Raw genomic sequence first — 15,175 nt, 5'->3', positions numbered from 1 at the left:
CCCGATGGACAGCTTGCCTGCCCGTCTCACCAGGAGGTACCTGTGAAGATGCTGATCAACGTGCTCTAGTTTGGTGCGGCCGCAGGTCAGGGCCATGCTGTGGAGCCGTTGGTCAGCAAACTCCCAGCATGAGTCAGGAGCGGTGTACATGGCGGCCAAACTCATCCGCGGGATGGGCAGTTTCTTCAAGACCTGCAGCTGCAAACGGCAGGGCGGGTGTGCGCACCCCTACGCTATCCGGTTCCGCGACGGAACGGGGCGACAGAGCGAAGAGTCGGGCTACCCGACGCAGGACGACGCCCTCGACCGACTCACGCAGATCTACAGGGAGAAGCGCAGCACTCCCGTGCAGGAGTCCGAGGTGAAGCGCACGTTGGGCAAGCAGCGCTTCGGGGAGTACGCGGGGGCTTGGTTGCCGCGACAGCGGCACTTCGCGCCAGGGACGGTACGCACGGTCAAGCAGCTGCTCGACCGGCAGCTGCTCCCTGTCCTGGAGTCCCGTCGGATCAACAGCTTCTCGCCGATCGTCATCGACGACTTCATCATGTCCATGGAGGAGCGCAAGGTCGGGCTGGCCACTCAGCAGAACGCCTTCGACACCCTCAAAAAGATCCTGCGGGACGCCCACCGCAGGGGTGGGATATCGGACGACCCCTTCCGGGGCGTCGTCCCGCCGGAGTACATCCCCACTCGGATCACCATCCCCACATTGGAAGAGATCCATGCCCTCAAGGAGGTCGCTTCCAAGGGCCTCGTCGTCATCATCGATCTGATGTCCGGGTGCGGGCACCGGAACGGTGAGGCGTTCGCTGCCAACCTGGAAGGGATGGTCGCGGACGATGTGTACCGCATCACCGAACAGATCGAAGGGAGGACCCGGCAGCGCGCCCCGCTCAAGCACCGCAAGGCGGGCGAGTTCCGTGAAGTCCCCATGCCGGCCACGGTTCGGGAGTCTCTCCACAGGTACGCGCACGGCCTCGGAACGGACCAGCACGGATTCTTGCTGCGCACCCAGCGCAGCCCCTATTGGGGATACTCGACACTCGACTACCAGTGGAGCGCGGCTCGGAAACGAGCCGGCATCACACGGAAGCTGAACCCGTACTCCCTCCGCCACTTCTTCGCCTCGAACTGCCTGTCCAAGGGAATCCCCATCACCGACGTGGCCGAGTGGATGGGACACTCGAACATCAACATGACCTACCGCATCTACCGTCACCTGATGCCCGCCTCTATTGGCCGTGCGGCCAAGGTCCTCGAGGTAGGCCTCTGACGGAAACCCAGGAGGGGCCGGGTCTGTCAACCCGGCCCCTCCTTCATACAACCTTCTGCTGCTGCACCCACCGCTCAAGGTCCTCAAGCTTGAATTTGAGTCGCCCCCCGAAGTAATAGCGGGGGAGGCCGTGCCTCCGCGAATCGCGATACATCCACCGTTGAGACATACCCAGATACTCGGCTGCTTCAGCGATCCCGAGGAACCGACTGATCATAGGAAACCCTGCCTCTCGTCGAAATCTTCGGGCCCGATGGTACTAAGCAAATTCGGCCGCCCCTAATGAGCGTGCAAGACCGCCCTTTTCCGGATCGCCAGCAGCACGGAAGAGGAGAGGACAACCCTTCCCCCCTACCAACGGTGGAATACCCGTAGCCTCCCTTTGATTGATCCTTGCAGAGGTCGCAAGAGGGGGCGCTGATGGCAGATCTGATGTTGTTCCGGCAAGACACGGATGGGCGGGATGTCGAGCTGTCCGGGTCGACAGTGGCGCTGGAGGTGGAGCTGCAGCGGCGTGTCGAGGCCGGGCTGGAGCAGATGCTCGGGATCCGGTTCCTGGCGTCGGAGTACGCGACCGGACCGTGGCATCGGGGGCGGATCGACACGCTGGGGCTGGATGAGAACGGCAGTCCGGTGGTGATCGAGTTCAAGAAGGGCTCCGACAGCGGGGTGCTGTCGCAGGCCGTCTCGTACATGGCGTGGCTGGAGTCGGCGCAGCTCGAGTTCGAGGCGCTGGTCCGGAAGGTGCTGGGCGCGGAGGCGGCGGAGTCCGTCGACTGGCGGCGTCCGCGGATGGTCTGTATCGCGGCCGGCTTCTCGCACCACGATCGGGTGGCGGTGCAGCGGGTGCCGGAGCGGATCGACCTGGTGCGCTACCGGGTCTTCGAGGGCGGGCTGCTGAGCCTGCTGCTGGTGGACTCCTCGCCCGGCGTGCCGAGCGCGGCACCCCGGCGGAGCCGCGCGCGGGACGCGGGGGCCGAGGACGCTGCGGTGGCCCCGGCGGTTCCGGCGCCGGCGGGCGCCGGTCTTGTTCCGGATCGCCTTCGGGATCTGTTCGCGGAGGTCGACGAGGCGCTGACGGCGTGGGGCGAGGTCGAGGTGGTGCCCCTCAAGCACTACGTCGCCTACCGGCGACTGGTGAACGTGGCCTCGGTCCTGTTCCGTCCGAAGCACGAGGTGATCCTGGTCTATCTCAGACTCGACCCGGACACGGTCGTGCTGGAGGAGGGCTTCACCCGGGACATGCGCGGTATCGGGCATCTCGGGACGGGGGACCTGGAAGTGCGGATCGGCTCGGCGGCGGACCTGGAGAAGGCGGCGCCGTTGATCCGGCGGGCGTTCGAGGCTGCCTGAGACAAGCAGAAGGGCGGCTGGAGCATCGGTTCTCGATGTTCCAGCCGCCCTTCGGCGTCTGTGGTCCGCCGGCCCCGGCTTCTCGTTTCTCATGATCAGCTCTCCGGTCCGGCGAGGGTGAAGTCGTCCTGTTCCAGTTCGGCACGCAGGCGCTGTTCGGCGACGTCGGCGTAGTGCGGGGAGAGTTCGACGCCGACGAAGTTCCGGCCTTCCCGGAGGGCGGCGACGCCGGTGGAGCCGCTGCCGGTGAAGGGGTCGAGGACGGTGCCGCCCTCGGGGCAGACCTGGACAAGCTGCTGCATGATCTCGACGGGCTTCTGGGTGATGTGGACCCGGTCCTTGCGGGGCTGGGAGGCGATGTAGTGCCCGGGGAGGTAGAGGTCGCGGGTGTTGTCGAGGGAGCCCTTGACGCCCCAGACGATGAACTCGGAGTCCTGCTTCGGCCCTCCCTTGCGGGGCCGGCTGGCGGGCTTGATCCACGGGAGGATGCCGCTCCAGGTCCAGCCCGCCATCTGCAGGGCGTCGGTCGTGGTCGGCTCCTGGCGCCAGTCGGTGAAGACCATCGCGACCGCGTGCTCGGTCGAGGCCCGGTACGCCTCGGTGAGCAGTTCGGTCAGCCAGGAGCGGTACGAGCGCTGGTCGCGGTTCTCGCCGGGGAAGTTGGCGAGGTCGTGTGCCGAGTTGCTGGTGACGTACTTGGCGCGCGCGGTGCGGCCGGTGCGTTCCGAGCTCGTGCGTCCGCCGGAGTTGTACGGGGGGTCGGTGATCACGGCGTTGACGCTCTCGTCCGGGAGGGACTTCAGGACGGTCAGGGCGTCGCCTCGGTGCAGCGTGTAGCTCATGGGAGGGCCTCTCTTCGGGGGCGCGGAGGGTTGTGGAACCCATGCCGGGCGGCGCTCAACGGCACTCGTCTCCAGCGGGGTTGTGCCGGAGGTTAGCCGTGGATTCCGGCCGGACCTAACGAGGCAGCGGCGGCTCGGGGCCGGTGCCGAGGGTCGTTTGGTGCGGCCGGAATCGCGGTCTACTGTCTCGCCGTGTCGCCGGGAAGGAGCCCCGCTCCACCCCCGCTGACCTGTGCGTATCCGTGCTGTCTCGTCCAGTCGAGCCAGCAGGAAAGCACGTTGCCCACGCGTTTCCCGATGCCGTCCGGAGGCCCTTGTGTACCGCCTGAGATTACGAGCGCGGCTGGCTGCCGCGCGTGACCTGAGACCGGCGTCCGGGAGCTGCTAACTCCTCTGACCCCGGGCCCGCCCGAGCGGCGGATGCACATCGGCGCGGTGCCGGCGGCTTTGCACGAGAAGCTGGCACCGCGTCTCCTACGAACACCGAGGAGCCGCTGCGATGCAGCATGTCCTGATACCCCCGCGCCCCGACCCGACGCCGTCACCCGGCCGGCCCCGCCGCCCCGGTGAACGGCGGCGGCGGTGAACAAGACCACCAAGGGCGTCGTCGGCCTGTTCGCGGCGAGCTCGATGTTGCTGGTCGTGCCGATCCTCGCCTTCGGCGCCGGGACCGCTTCGGCCTCCTGTCCGACCGGCGGCGCGCAGTCCGTGGACACCGCGGCGGTCGCCGATCAGGTGAAGGCCATCCTGGCAGGGGGCGGCACGGCGTCGGTCTCCGTGCCGGGGCTGGACAATCCAGCCGAGCAGATCCCCTTCGCCAAGACGATCCAGGCCACCGGCGTCGCGATGAACATCCCGGCCCGCGGGCAGGTCGTGGCCCTGGCCACCGCCCTGCAGGAGAGCGGCCTGCGGAACCTGACCTGGGGCGACCGCGACTCGCTGGGACTGTTCCAGCAGCGGCCGTCGATGGGCTGGGGCACGGCGAACGAGATCCTCGACCCGGTGCACGCCTCGACGAAGTTCTACGAGGGGCTTCGGCAGGTCTCGGGCTGGCAGTCCCTGTCCGTCACGCAGGCCGCCCAGGCGGTGCAGCGGTCGGGCTTCCCCGAGGCGTACGCCAAATGGGAGCCGCTGGCCACGGCCTTGCAGAAGGCCATCGAGCCTCTGCTGCCGAAAACCGGTGGCGGTGGCGGTGGTGCGTCACCGTCGCCGGTTCCGGACGGCCCTTCGCCCAGCCCCACGGGTGCCTGTACCGCCGACGAGGACGGGACCGACTTCGGCACCATCCCGGCCGGCACGCTGCCGAAGGAGTACAGCATCCCCGCGACCGCTCCGCGGGAGGTCCAGACGGCGATCCGGTGGGCGCTCGGGCAGCTCGGCACGCCGTACCAGTGGGGCGGGACCTGCACCGACTCCCACGGTGACACGGCGATGCGCCGGTGCGACTGCTCCTCCCTGATGCAGCAGGCGTACAAGGCCGCCGGGGTCACCCTGACGCGGACGACGTACACGCAGGTCAAGGAGGGCAAGCCGGTCTCGGCCGATGCCCTTCGGCCGGGTGACCTCATCTTCACCGAGGGCACAGCCGCCGTCCCCGAGCACGTCGGCATGGCCATCGGTCAGGGCCTGGTCGTGCACGCACCGCGCACCGGCGACATCGTCCGCATCACAACCGTCGCCGCCTGGAAGTCCGGGACTCTCGCGGTCCGCCGAGTCGTCTGACCGGCGCCTCTCCCCCTCTCCCCTTTCTCGCACCGCCGCTCCACCCCTCATGGGCTTCGGCGTGCCTTCATTCGAACTGGAGTTCCCGTGTACCTCGCCGAACAGGTCATACAGCTCGCCTACGACCCCGGGATCAAGCCGAACGAGGGCGGGCTGCCGGGCCTGAACGTCCTCAAGCAGGTGATGGGCTCCATCAACTTGTTCGGTCTCATCGCCGTGGTCGGCGCCCTCGCCGTCAGCGCGGGCGTGTGGGCCTGGGGCCACCACTCCGGCGGCCACCAGGCCGAGGCCAACGGAAAGAAGGGCGTCCTGGTGAGTGCCGGCGCGGCCCTTCTGCTCGGCGCGGCAAATGGTGTGGTGGCGTTCTTCAGCACGCTGGGGACGCAGGTCCGCTGATGCCTTCCCACTCCTCCAACCCCGGCGGCGCATCTCGCGTGCGCCGCCGGGCGCTGCTCGGCACCGTCGTCCTGGCGGTGCTCGTCGCTCTCGCCGGCCTGGCCGCCTACCTCACCCGCGACGGCAGGACACCTGCCAAGGCCCCCGTCCCTCCTCCGAGTTCGCCGCCGGCTTCCTCCTCGGCAGTCTCGCCGCCTGGGCCGCCCACGGTGATCACCCGTCCCCGCTCCCTGCCGGTTCCGCCGAGGACCACCGACCCGATCGCCTTCGGGAAGGCGGCCGCAGCGGCGCTGTGGTCGTATGACACCCGGGCGTACCCGCAGGCCGAACTGCGGCGCGCTCTGCACGCGTGGCTGACTGCGGAGGCCAAGTACGCCGACGCGGCCTCCGTCGACCGGGGTATCCCCTCGGCGGTGCTGTGGAAGGAGATGGCCGCCAACGGCCAGTTCGCCACGGCCACGGTGAACGAGGGGCACTTCCCGAACGCCTTCACCCGGGCCCTTCAGGAGAACCCCGGCGCGATCACCCAGGCGTACATCTACGCCGTCACGGTCTCGGGGAAGCAGACGATCGCCTGGAAGGGCTCGCCCGCCGGCGGCGCGGAGAGCCGCTCCACCACCCTCGCGGTCCAGTGCCGCCCCCACCAGCCCTGCGCCCTGGCCGGCGTCATGCCGTCCGTCGCGCCCTGACCCACGTTCCCGAAAGGAGGTACCACCATGGACGTCTGCGGCCTTCCGATGATGGACAAGGTGTGCACCGCCGTCGACTTCGCCACCAACCCGGCCGGGGCCGTCACCGACGGCATCGGCGCGTGGATCGCGAAGTCGGCCGGCGAACTGGCGGCCAGCGCGGCGGACCTCGCCGCCAAGGCCGTCAACCAGACAACTGCCATCGACCTCAACGCCGGCTGGTTCCGGGACAACTACCAGCTTCTGCTGCCCATCGGGCTCGCCCTGACGGTCGGCATCTTCTGCATCCAGCTCATGCTCGCGGCCTGGCGGCGCGACGAGCGGGCCTTGGCCCAGGCCGCGATCGGCACCATGACCGGCGTCCTGTTCAGCTTCTCCGCCATCGCCTTCACCACCGTCGCCATCACCGTGGTCGACGCCCTGTCCGACGGCCTGTTCCAAGCCGCCAACACCTCGGTCGACGACGCGATCCGCCGCGTCGTGAAAATCAACCAACTCGGTGCGATGTACGGCCTGGGCTGGGGAGTTCCCGCCCTGGTCGCCTTCGGGTGCGCGATCGGCGCCTTCCTGTACTGGGGCGTCATGGTCGCCCGGAAGGTCGGCGCCCTGATCATGGTCTCCCTCGCCGTGTTCGCCGGCGCCGGCGGCGGCTGGGAGGTCGCCAAGCGCTGGCGGCGCGGCTGGATCGAGGCCACCGCCACCCTGATCGTCTCGAAACTCCTGATGACCGTGGTCTTTTTGATCGGCGTCTCCGCCATGGGCAAGAGCGACGCCAACGACGGCCTGTCGGCCCTGTCGGACGCGATGGCCGGCATCGTCGTCATGGTCCTGGTCCTCCTGTGCCCCTACGCCACGTACAAGTTCGTCCACTGGGCGAGCGACGGCGGCGGCCACGACGACCTGCACCGCACCGGCGTCGCGGGCATGGCCATCGCCGCCGGCGCGGCGAAGACCGCCGGCAGCCTGGCGATGCGCGTCGGGACCGGAACCCCCGCCCCCCAGGGGCCGAGCCAGGTTCCCGGCGCGGGCGCCGACGGTGTCGCCTCCGGCATCAACCCCGCAGGCGGCAACCTCAGCAAGGAGGGCATCGACACCGGCCCGCCCAAGCCGCAGACCCGCTTCCGGTACGGCGAGGACCCGAACGCGACCGGCGACAAGGGCCGGGCCCTGATCCAGCGCCCCGGCATCCCGCCGCTCATCACCCGGCCCGGCGAAGAGGAAGCGGAAGGTTCCCAGCTGGCCGTCCAAGCCGTCAGCGGCAGCTCCGGTCACTCCACCAGCACGTCGGCTCCGGGCAGCGGCGTGAGCCACATCGGCACCACGCCGCCCGCCGGGCCCTCGGCGGCAGCCACCGGCTCGCCGACGCCGACGCCCTGGGTGTTCCCCACCCAGCCGCCCGAGGGTTCCTGACCCTTCCCCACCGGGGGCGGGCTGCCTCTCCGCAGCCCGCCCCTCCCGATTCGACCGTCGAAGGAGCCCCGCCGTGTCCTCCAGAAGAGCGCCGCCCGCCCCGTACCTCGTTCACCTCCACCGTCTGGAATCCTCATGTCCGGTAAGCACCAGGCCGAAGTCCCCTCGGCCACCGTGAAGTTCCCCCACCGCAGCAGGCGCGGCGTGCTGCTCGGCCTGACCGCCCCGCAGCTCCTCGCCGCCGGACTCACCGGCCTTCTCCTGCTCGCCGTGATCCTCGCCCGCGGCATGGTCGGAGCCCTCGCGCTCATCCCCCTGTGGGCCGTCATCGCCCTGTTCGTCTTCGTCCGCCACCGGGGCCGTGCCCTGGCCGACTGGACCCCGGTCGTCGTCCGGTACGCGCTGCGCCGGATGCGCGGCCAGCTCGTCTGGCTCACCCGCCCCTCGCGCCGGCCGACCCGCGAGGGACTGCTTCACCTGCCCGGCACCGCCGCGAGCCTGCGCGTGGCCACCGCCCCGGACGGCCGGTACGGCGCGGTCCACGGCCCGCACAACGGCACGCTGACCGCCGTCGTCAAGGTCTCCTCCCGCGCCTACGCCCTGCTCGACCCGGGCACCCAGCACGCCAACGTCTCCGGCTGGGGACGGGCCCTGGCCGCGCTCGCCCGGACCGGGCAGATCGCCCGCATCCAGGTGATCGAGCGCACCGTCCCGGACTCCGGCGACAGCCTGCGCCGCTACTGGGAGGAGCACGGCCGCCCCGACACACCGGTGGCCGGCGCGATCTACAACGAACTGATCCAGAGCGCCGGCCCCGCCGCCGCCCCACACGAGGCGTACGTCGCGCTGTCCCTGGACACCAAGGCGGCACGTCGGCTGATCAACCAGGCCGGCGGCGGCCTGACCGGAGCCTTCAGCGTCCTGGCGCAGCTGACCTCGACCTTCGAGCAGGCCGCGCGGACCGCCGGCCTCAACCCGGCCGGCTGGCTCACCGCCCGCGAGATCGCGGCCGTCGTCCGCACCGCCTACGACCCCAAGGCGCTCGCGGCGCTCGACCGATGGTCGGCCACCGGACGCCCCGAGGCCGACGCTGCCGCTGCCGGTCCGGTCGTGGTCGTGGAGAAGGCGGACCACATCGCGACCGACTCCGCCGTCCACGCCACGTACTGGGTGGAGAACTGGCCGAGGACCGAAACCAGCGCCGGCTTCCTGCACCAGCTCCTGTTCACCGGCGGGGTCCGGCGCACGCTGTCGCTCTCCTACGAGCCGAAGGGCCTGGACGCCGCACTGCGCGACGTCCAGCGCAAGAAGGCGTCGGTCATCGCCGATGCCGCCGAGCGGGCCCGGCGCGGACAGGTCGACTCCGAGGCGGACTCGATCGAGTACCAGGACATCAAGGCGCGCGAGCGGCAGCTCATCGCCGGCCACGCGGACGTCGCCCTGACTGGTCTGCTGACCGTGTCGGCCGACTCCGAGGAGGAGCTGCGCACCGCGTGCGCGGTCGTGGAGACCGCCGCCGTCGGCGCCCAGCTCGACCTCCGGCCGCTGACCTGGCAGCAGGCCGAGGCGTTCACCGCCGCTGCCCTGCCTCTCGCCCTCGCTGCCTGACTCCCGGCGCCCCCAGTCGAAAGAGCACTCCCGTGTCCCGCACTCCCAGCACGACCGCGCAGGACTTCGTGCCCTTCGCCACCGCCGCGCTCGACTTCCACCGTGCGCTCAACATCCCCGGCGGCCCGCTCATCACCACCCGCGCCGAGCTGGATGCCCTGCACTCCCATCTCGTCTCGCTGTACGGACTGCTCGATGCCCACGCCGTCCGCGTCGGCCGGCTCCTCCCGGCCGAAGGCGACCACCTGCGGGCCGCCCGCACCCGCATCTGGCAGGCCGCCGACCACCTCCACGCCGCCTACCACGCAGCTCCCCGCCCGGACTCCGGCGAGGTGCCCGAGCGCGAGGCGTGCCGGGCCGGCCTGCCCGAAGGGGCGCCGGAGCTGACCGTCTGCCAGCGCCATCAGCGCACCGCGCACGTGGTCCGCCGCCGGACGACCCCGGCCGACCTCCACTCTCCCTTCACCGGCCTCACCCGCCACTGACCCGCTATCCCCTGCTCGGAGAAACGTTCATGCCCCGTACCCGCGCCAGCGCCTCCCACCTCTTCGTGCCCCACAAGGCATCGCGTACCCAGCGAAGGGCCGCCCGCGCCGGCTTCGCCGACGCCCACCGCCAGGCCCGCCGCGCCGAAGCGTCCCCGAGGCACCGTGCCCAGGAGACCGCCGATCCGGAACTGCGGCCGGCCTACCCGCCAGCCGGGCGGCCCGGACCGGCCTCGGCCCGCGGCGGCAAGCTCCGCCTTCCCGCCCACCGGATGACCACCGCCACCGCGTCCGGCGCCTATCCGTTCGTCGCCGAGGGCGGCCTGGGGGCGGAGGGCGTCTTCATCGGCCGTGACGTCCACGCCGAGGCCGCCTTCTGCTTCGATCCGTTCTCGCTGTACGGCAGCGGTCGGATCGAGGGCTTCACCAACCCCAACGCCGTCCTGGCGGGGATCATCGGCATGGGCAAGTCCGCGCTGGCGAAGTCCATCGCCACCCGGTCGATCGCCCACGGCTACCGGATCTACATTCCCTGCGATCCGAAGGGCGAGTGGACCGGCGTCGCGCAGGCCCTTGGCGGCTACAGCATCGCGCTGGGCCCCGGCCTGCCGGGCAGGCTGAACCCGCTGGACGCACCGGCCCGGCCAGCCTCGGTCAGCGAGGACGACTGGGCGAGCGAGGTCCGAAAGCGGCGCCTGCTGCTCCTGGCCGGGCTGGCGCGCACCGTCCTGAAGCGCGATCTGCTGCCGATGGAGCACACCGCCCTGGACCTCGCCCTCGACCTGGTCGTCGCCGAGGCCGCCGCCCGGGGCGCGGTGCCGCTGCTCGGCGAGATCGCCTACGTCCTCGGCTCGCCCCAGCGCCTCGACCAGGCCCTCGGTAACTCCTCCGGGCACCTGGGGACGGCCGCCCAAGACGTCGCGCACGCCCTGCGCCGTCTCGTGCATGGCGACCTGAGCGGCATGTTCGACGCTCCTTCGACGGTCGCGTTCGACCCGACCGCGCCGATGCTGTCCATCGACCTCTCCCGCCTCGGCGGTGCCGGCGACGACACCGCACTGGTCCTGGCCATGACGTGCGCGAGCGCGTGGATGGAGTCCGCCCTCGCCGACCCCGCCGGCGGCCGGCGCTGGGTGATCTACGACGAGGCGTGGCGGGTGATGCGGCACGTCGGCCTGCTGGAGCGGATGCAGTCCCAGTGGAAGCTGAGCCGTGGGCTCGGCATCGCGAACCTCATGGTCATCCACCGGCTCAGCGACCTGCTCTCGGCGGGCGACGCGGGCTCGCGCGGCCGGGTCCTGGCCGAGGGCCTCCTCGCCGACTGCTCCACGCGCATCATCTACCGGCAGGAGCCCGACCAGCTCGACGCCGCCGCGTCCCTGCTCGGCCTGACCGGCGTCGAGACCCAGGCAGTGTCCGCGCTGACCAAGGGCCGGGGCCTGTGGAAGGTCGCGGGCCGGTCCTTCATCACGCAGCACATCCTCCACCCGGCCGAACGCGAACTGTTCGACACCGACGCCCGGATGTCGGCCTAGACCATGGCCGGAGGAACGATCATGTCCATTTCCCCCAGCTCTCCCGCCCCTACCGAGAACCCGCCGGCGGCCGGCGAGGACCTGGCGTGGCGGAATCACATCCCGGCCCTGGCTGCTGCCGTCGCCGGGATCCGGCAGGCGTCCGACGCCTGGGACGCGGTCTCGGACTCCTTCTGCGACACCGACGGCTGGACCGTCGACGAGCAAAGGTACGAGGACGGGAAGGTGAAGCGCGACGCCGAGGCGTGGCGGCACGTCGAGGTCTTCCTCGACCACGGCCCCGAGGTCCTGGCCGGCGTCCGCGCGACCGCCCGGAGCGCCGACTACGCCGAGGGTCCCCTCAGCGAAGACCTCCGCTGGCTGCGCGGCATCGACGCCACCCTGGAACACGCGGGCCAACTCCAGCGCGAGTGGGACCAGATCCTAGCCCTCATGGACGCCTCCATGCCCGGCTCCCGGCAGCTCTACGAGGACCGGGCGAAGGAGGAACGGAACGCCGACGGCTGGCACTACGCCGACGAGCTGGCCATCCGCGGCCCCGCCCTCGTCCAGGCCGCCGACCACCTGGCCCGCCGGGCGGACACCGAGCAGTCCGCGCACACGACGCGGGCGCGTGCGGCTCTCGCCCGCTCCGCCTCCGGCCTTCGCGGAACCATGCCCGCCTCGCCCCCAGCGCCGCCGGCACCCGGCGCACCGGTCCCGGGCCGCTCCCGCTGACGCCCGTAGCACCGAGTCCCGGCCGGGCCAAACCGCCCGATCACCAGATCCTCGTGGACCACCGCCCGCCCCACACGGTCCGGTCGGCGCTCACCGCGGCGCCGGCCGCCGGGACGTCTCACCACGGAGAAGACCCATGAACCCAGACCACCCCCTGGTCACCGCACGGACCAGCTCCTTCTCGCCCCTCGTCGACGCGGATCCGAAGCGGGATCGCGGGTACGGCTACCTCACCGGTCCCCTCCGCCGGCGGGGCCTGGAGGTCACCGTCGAGTACGGCCTGAGCGACTACGTCGTCGACGTCGCCCTCCCCGACGGAAGTTCAATGATCATCTCGCCGCCGCAGGAACCGCCTTCCGAGAACCCCGACTTCCCCGAGAGCTGGACGGTGGTCCGCCACCGGGAGGCCGGACCCGCGGTGTACGAGGTGATCTACGACTCCGAGCCCGAGGGCCCGGACGCCCCGCACGGCGGCAGCGTCTCAAGCCTGCTCGCCGCCGTCGACGCGCGCCTGGACCAGCTCGGCGTACCGCCGCGCCCCGAGCAGTACCGCGCCTTCCAGGAGCACGCCGCCGGCCCCGTTCCACCCCGGGTGAGCGCTGCTCTCTCGCCGTCCCCGTCGGCCGGATCGCGCACGGTCCGCACACCTCTGGCTGCGGATCCGCCCCCTCGTGCCGCGCTGCCTCCCTCGCGCTCGTCCACCACTCCTGGTCGCTGACCTCTTCCCGTCTCGGAGCGCGCCGTATGCCTCGCATCAGCAGAACCGTTCCGGCCCTCGCTCTCTCCCGTCATCGAGCCCGCACCGGATGGATCAGCCGTGTTGCCCAACTCCGCCGAAGAACTGCTCGCCGACGTCGCCGTCGGCCGCCACCCCGATCACGGCATCGTCGCCGCGAACCCCAAGAACCTCCCCGCCGGCACGTGGATGCTGGAACGGCTCGACTTCCGCCCCGTCCCGGGCGAGCCCACCCTGTACGCCCTGACCGACCAGCAGCGCGACGGGCAGGGCCGCGCCACCCGGGCCGTCGAGCTGCTACGCGACGCCGACTTCCGGGTCGACGCGGACGCCGTGTTCGAGCCCTCCCTCGCACCCGGCGCGGGCCCTGCCCCGAGCCGAGTCCCGCTCGGCGAGCCCGAGGTCGCCTTCGCCGAGCATCCGCAGCTCGGCATCGTCGCGGCCCTCGACGATCGCGCCTCCGGAATCACCGGAATCGCCCTGCTCGACCACGGCTGGCGGCACGACCCCCGCCTGGACATCTACACGCTGCCCGCCTCCACCCGCCGCGACGAGGCCCTGGGGAAGGTCGCCGGCGCCACGCTGGACCTGTACCGATCGGATGTCCGGGTCGCGGTGCACCCCCGCCTCGCCCAGGAGGTCGCGAACCGTCGCGCCGCCCCCGCGCCGCCCCCGTCCCCAGACCGCGACCGCGACCGCGACCGCGACCGCGACCAGGGTGCCGGCGCCCGCCGTTCTCCGATCAGCGCCGCCGCACTCGCCTCCAGTCCAGCCGTCGCCGGCCTCCCGGGCAAGCGACCGGTGGCCGCGCCCGCCATCCCCGCCACGGCGGCCCAGCCTGTCGATCCGCGCATCGCCTTCTCTCGCAACCGATGACCCAACTCCCCCAAGGAACACGCCCCATGGCTGTGAAGACCATCTGGCCGATCGATCACTCCTGCGGCCATCACTCCGACCGTGACCTGTCCGGTCGGCCGGCCGACCGTCGCGCAGGCTTCGCCGAGTGGCTCGCCACACAGGAGTGCACCGCCTGCTGGCGTACCTCCAAGGAAGCCGACGAGCAGGACAAGGCAGCCTGGTTGGAGACCAAGCGGGCTGAGGAGCAGGCCGAGTCCGAAACCTGGTCGCAGCAGTACCGGATGCCTCCGCTGGAGGGAACCGAGCGGGCCGTCTCCTGGGGTGTGCGCTGCCGCCACCAGATCCTGGCCGCCGCCTACACCGCCCTGGTCGTCGAAGGCGACACCAGCGAGGCCGACTGGGAGGCCATCGAGGAGTCCGCTCGCACGGTCACCCGCGCCGGCTGGTGGATCGACCAGCGCTCCTCCGAGCCCGACGACCTCCCCGAGCTGCTCCAGGCTGCCACCGACGCCGACCGCCCCACCGAGAACCCTTACTTCTAGCCGTCCGGTGCCCCGCCGCGGCGGGGCACCGGGCTCTCGCTTCCCGTCGCCCAAGGGAGGCCCCGGTGCGGCTCGCGGTCTCTATCAGCGATCCCCGGCCGGGCCAAATCACGGATTCTGCGGATCCTCTCCCCTGTCGATCCGATTCCCCACGCCCAGGAGCCCGTGTGCCCACCCCTTCGATCACCATCTCCTCCGAGTTCAGCGGCAGCGTCGTGGCCAGGGGTGCCGCCGACGATCTGTCCGCGAGGCTCCTCAAGCACGCCGGCTTCCAGCAGATCGAGGACTGGCACGGCCGGCGCCACCGGCTTCCCACCACGATGCCGGTCGCCGACCAGGTCGCCATCGCCAGCCACGCCGCCGAGATGCTCCGCGCCGCCCGCTACGACGTCGACCTCGCACCCTCTCTGGACGAGGCCCGGATGAGTATCCCGGCGAACCTCCTTGAGTCCTACGCCGCCGGCGCCGCACTTCTCCAGATCACCGACGAGATCAGGTCGGCCGAGAACGGCGAGGGCCTTCGGCGAGCGGTCGACCAGCTCCTCCACCCCGAGCACGGGGCCCTGGAACGCGTCCGGGAAGCGCTGGAGGCCGCCGGCGAGCACATCAGCGACCTCGACGACGAGGCGTACCGGCTGGCCGACCGGTTCGGCTTCGCGGCGGACTTCGTCTGCTCGGCGCAGTCGGAGCTCGTCGACTCGGAGGACGAGCTGCGGCGTGTCAGTGGACCGTCCCGGTCCGAGGCCGAGTCGGCGACGCGCTCCTCGAACCCGTCCGCCTCCCGGAGCGCGGCGCTGGCCATCTCGCCCGCGGCGGCCAAGGTCGACGTCGCCACCGTGGCCTTCGGTAGCGATGTCGCGGAACCCCGTTCGTCCGCCCGTCCGTCGCACCTCTCCGGCCCCCGGCGGTAATCGGATGTTCTCTTCCGCCGCGTCCTCCGCCGGTCTGTCCCTTACGTTCCCGCCCAATCCGTAAGGAGTAGTCCCGTGACCTGCACGAGAGCCGAGCG

General features: G+C 71.2%; 16 protein-coding genes. 14 read left to right on the top strand and 2 right to left on the bottom strand.

Annotated features, from left to right (window positions below):
- Positions 1-148: 148 nt before the first annotated feature.
- Positions 149-1,273, top strand: a complete 1,125-nt coding sequence (locus AB0E19_RS23155; protein WP_362183291.1) for a tyrosine-type recombinase/integrase — start codon at positions 149-151, stop codon at positions 1,271-1,273.
- Positions 1,274-1,316: 43 nt separating this feature from the next.
- Here the strand turns inward: AB0E19_RS23155 and AB0E19_RS23150 are convergent, their stop codons facing one another.
- Positions 1,317-1,490 (bottom strand): helix-turn-helix domain-containing protein, encoded by a 174-nt coding sequence (locus AB0E19_RS23150; RefSeq protein ID WP_362183288.1) that lies wholly within the window; start codon positions 1,488-1,490, stop codon positions 1,317-1,319.
- 203 nt (positions 1,491-1,693) lie between these two features.
- On the opposite strand from AB0E19_RS23150, the gene AB0E19_RS23145 reads away from it, so the two are divergent.
- Entirely contained in the window at positions 1,694-2,626 is a 933-nt protein-coding gene (locus AB0E19_RS23145; protein WP_362183285.1) for a DUF5655 domain-containing protein, read from the top strand.
- Positions 2,627-2,721: 95 nt separating this feature from the next.
- Here AB0E19_RS23145 and AB0E19_RS23140 read toward each other — a convergent pair whose 3' ends face one another.
- Positions 2,722-3,468: a site-specific DNA-methyltransferase gene (locus tag AB0E19_RS23140; RefSeq protein WP_362183282.1), complete on the bottom strand. Its 747-nt coding sequence runs from the start codon at positions 3,466-3,468 to the stop codon at positions 2,722-2,724.
- Between the two features lie 582 nt (positions 3,469-4,050).
- On the opposite strand from AB0E19_RS23140, the gene AB0E19_RS23135 reads away from it, so the two are divergent.
- The 12 genes from AB0E19_RS23135 (at position 4,051) to AB0E19_RS23080 (ending at position 15,077) form a co-directional block, all read left to right on the top strand.
- Positions 4,051-5,190 (top strand): C40 family peptidase, encoded by a 1,140-nt coding sequence (locus AB0E19_RS23135; RefSeq protein ID WP_362183279.1) that lies wholly within the window; start codon positions 4,051-4,053, stop codon positions 5,188-5,190.
- A gap of 87 nt (positions 5,191-5,277) precedes the next feature.
- Entirely contained in the window at positions 5,278-5,586 is a 309-nt protein-coding gene (locus AB0E19_RS23130) for a DUF6112 family protein (protein ID WP_093549354.1), read from the top strand.
- Positions 5,586-6,275 carry a hypothetical protein gene (locus AB0E19_RS23125; RefSeq protein ID WP_362183274.1) on the top strand — a complete coding sequence of 230 codons (690 nt, stop codon included), beginning with the start codon at positions 5,586-5,588 and terminating at the stop codon, positions 6,273-6,275. Before AB0E19_RS23130 ends, AB0E19_RS23125 begins: the two co-directional genes overlap by 1 nt.
- Positions 6,276-6,302: 27 nt before the next feature.
- Positions 6,303-7,685: an ATP-binding protein gene (locus AB0E19_RS23120; RefSeq protein WP_362183271.1), complete on the top strand. Its 1,383-nt coding sequence runs from the start codon at positions 6,303-6,305 to the stop codon at positions 7,683-7,685.
- Between the two features lie 135 nt (positions 7,686-7,820).
- Complete coding sequence (locus tag AB0E19_RS23115; RefSeq protein ID WP_362183268.1) at positions 7,821-9,293, top strand: SCO6880 family protein; 1,473 nt, start codon at positions 7,821-7,823, stop codon at positions 9,291-9,293.
- Between the two features lie 32 nt (positions 9,294-9,325).
- Positions 9,326-9,778, top strand: coding sequence for a DUF6238 family protein (locus AB0E19_RS23110; protein WP_362183265.1), 453 nt, complete (start codon positions 9,326-9,328; stop codon positions 9,776-9,778).
- A 29-nt stretch (positions 9,779-9,807) separates the two neighbouring features.
- Entirely contained in the window at positions 9,808-11,313 is a 1,506-nt protein-coding gene (locus tag AB0E19_RS23105) for an ATP-binding protein (protein WP_362183262.1), read from the top strand.
- Between the two features lie 21 nt (positions 11,314-11,334).
- Complete coding sequence (locus AB0E19_RS23100) at positions 11,335-12,030, top strand: hypothetical protein (RefSeq protein WP_362183259.1); 696 nt, start codon at positions 11,335-11,337, stop codon at positions 12,028-12,030.
- A gap of 136 nt (positions 12,031-12,166) precedes the next feature.
- Positions 12,167-12,748 (top strand): hypothetical protein, encoded by a 582-nt coding sequence (locus tag AB0E19_RS23095; RefSeq protein WP_362183256.1) that lies wholly within the window; start codon positions 12,167-12,169, stop codon positions 12,746-12,748.
- Between the two features lie 99 nt (positions 12,749-12,847).
- Complete coding sequence (locus AB0E19_RS23090) at positions 12,848-13,642, top strand: hypothetical protein (protein WP_362183253.1); 795 nt, start codon at positions 12,848-12,850, stop codon at positions 13,640-13,642.
- Between the two features lie 26 nt (positions 13,643-13,668).
- Entirely contained in the window at positions 13,669-14,166 is a 498-nt protein-coding gene (locus tag AB0E19_RS23085) for a hypothetical protein (protein WP_362183250.1), read from the top strand.
- A 167-nt stretch (positions 14,167-14,333) separates the two neighbouring features.
- Positions 14,334-15,077, top strand: coding sequence for a hypothetical protein (locus AB0E19_RS23080; protein ID WP_362183247.1), 744 nt, complete (start codon positions 14,334-14,336; stop codon positions 15,075-15,077).
- Positions 15,078-15,175: the final 98 nt, after the last annotated feature.

It is taken from the genome of Streptomyces sp. NPDC047974 (assembly GCF_040653375.1).
Lineage (GTDB): Bacteria > Actinomycetota > Actinomycetes > Streptomycetales > Streptomycetaceae > Streptomyces.
The sequence above is the reverse complement of the archived record's forward strand: the minus strand, read 5'-3'. Positions and strand labels throughout refer to the sequence as shown.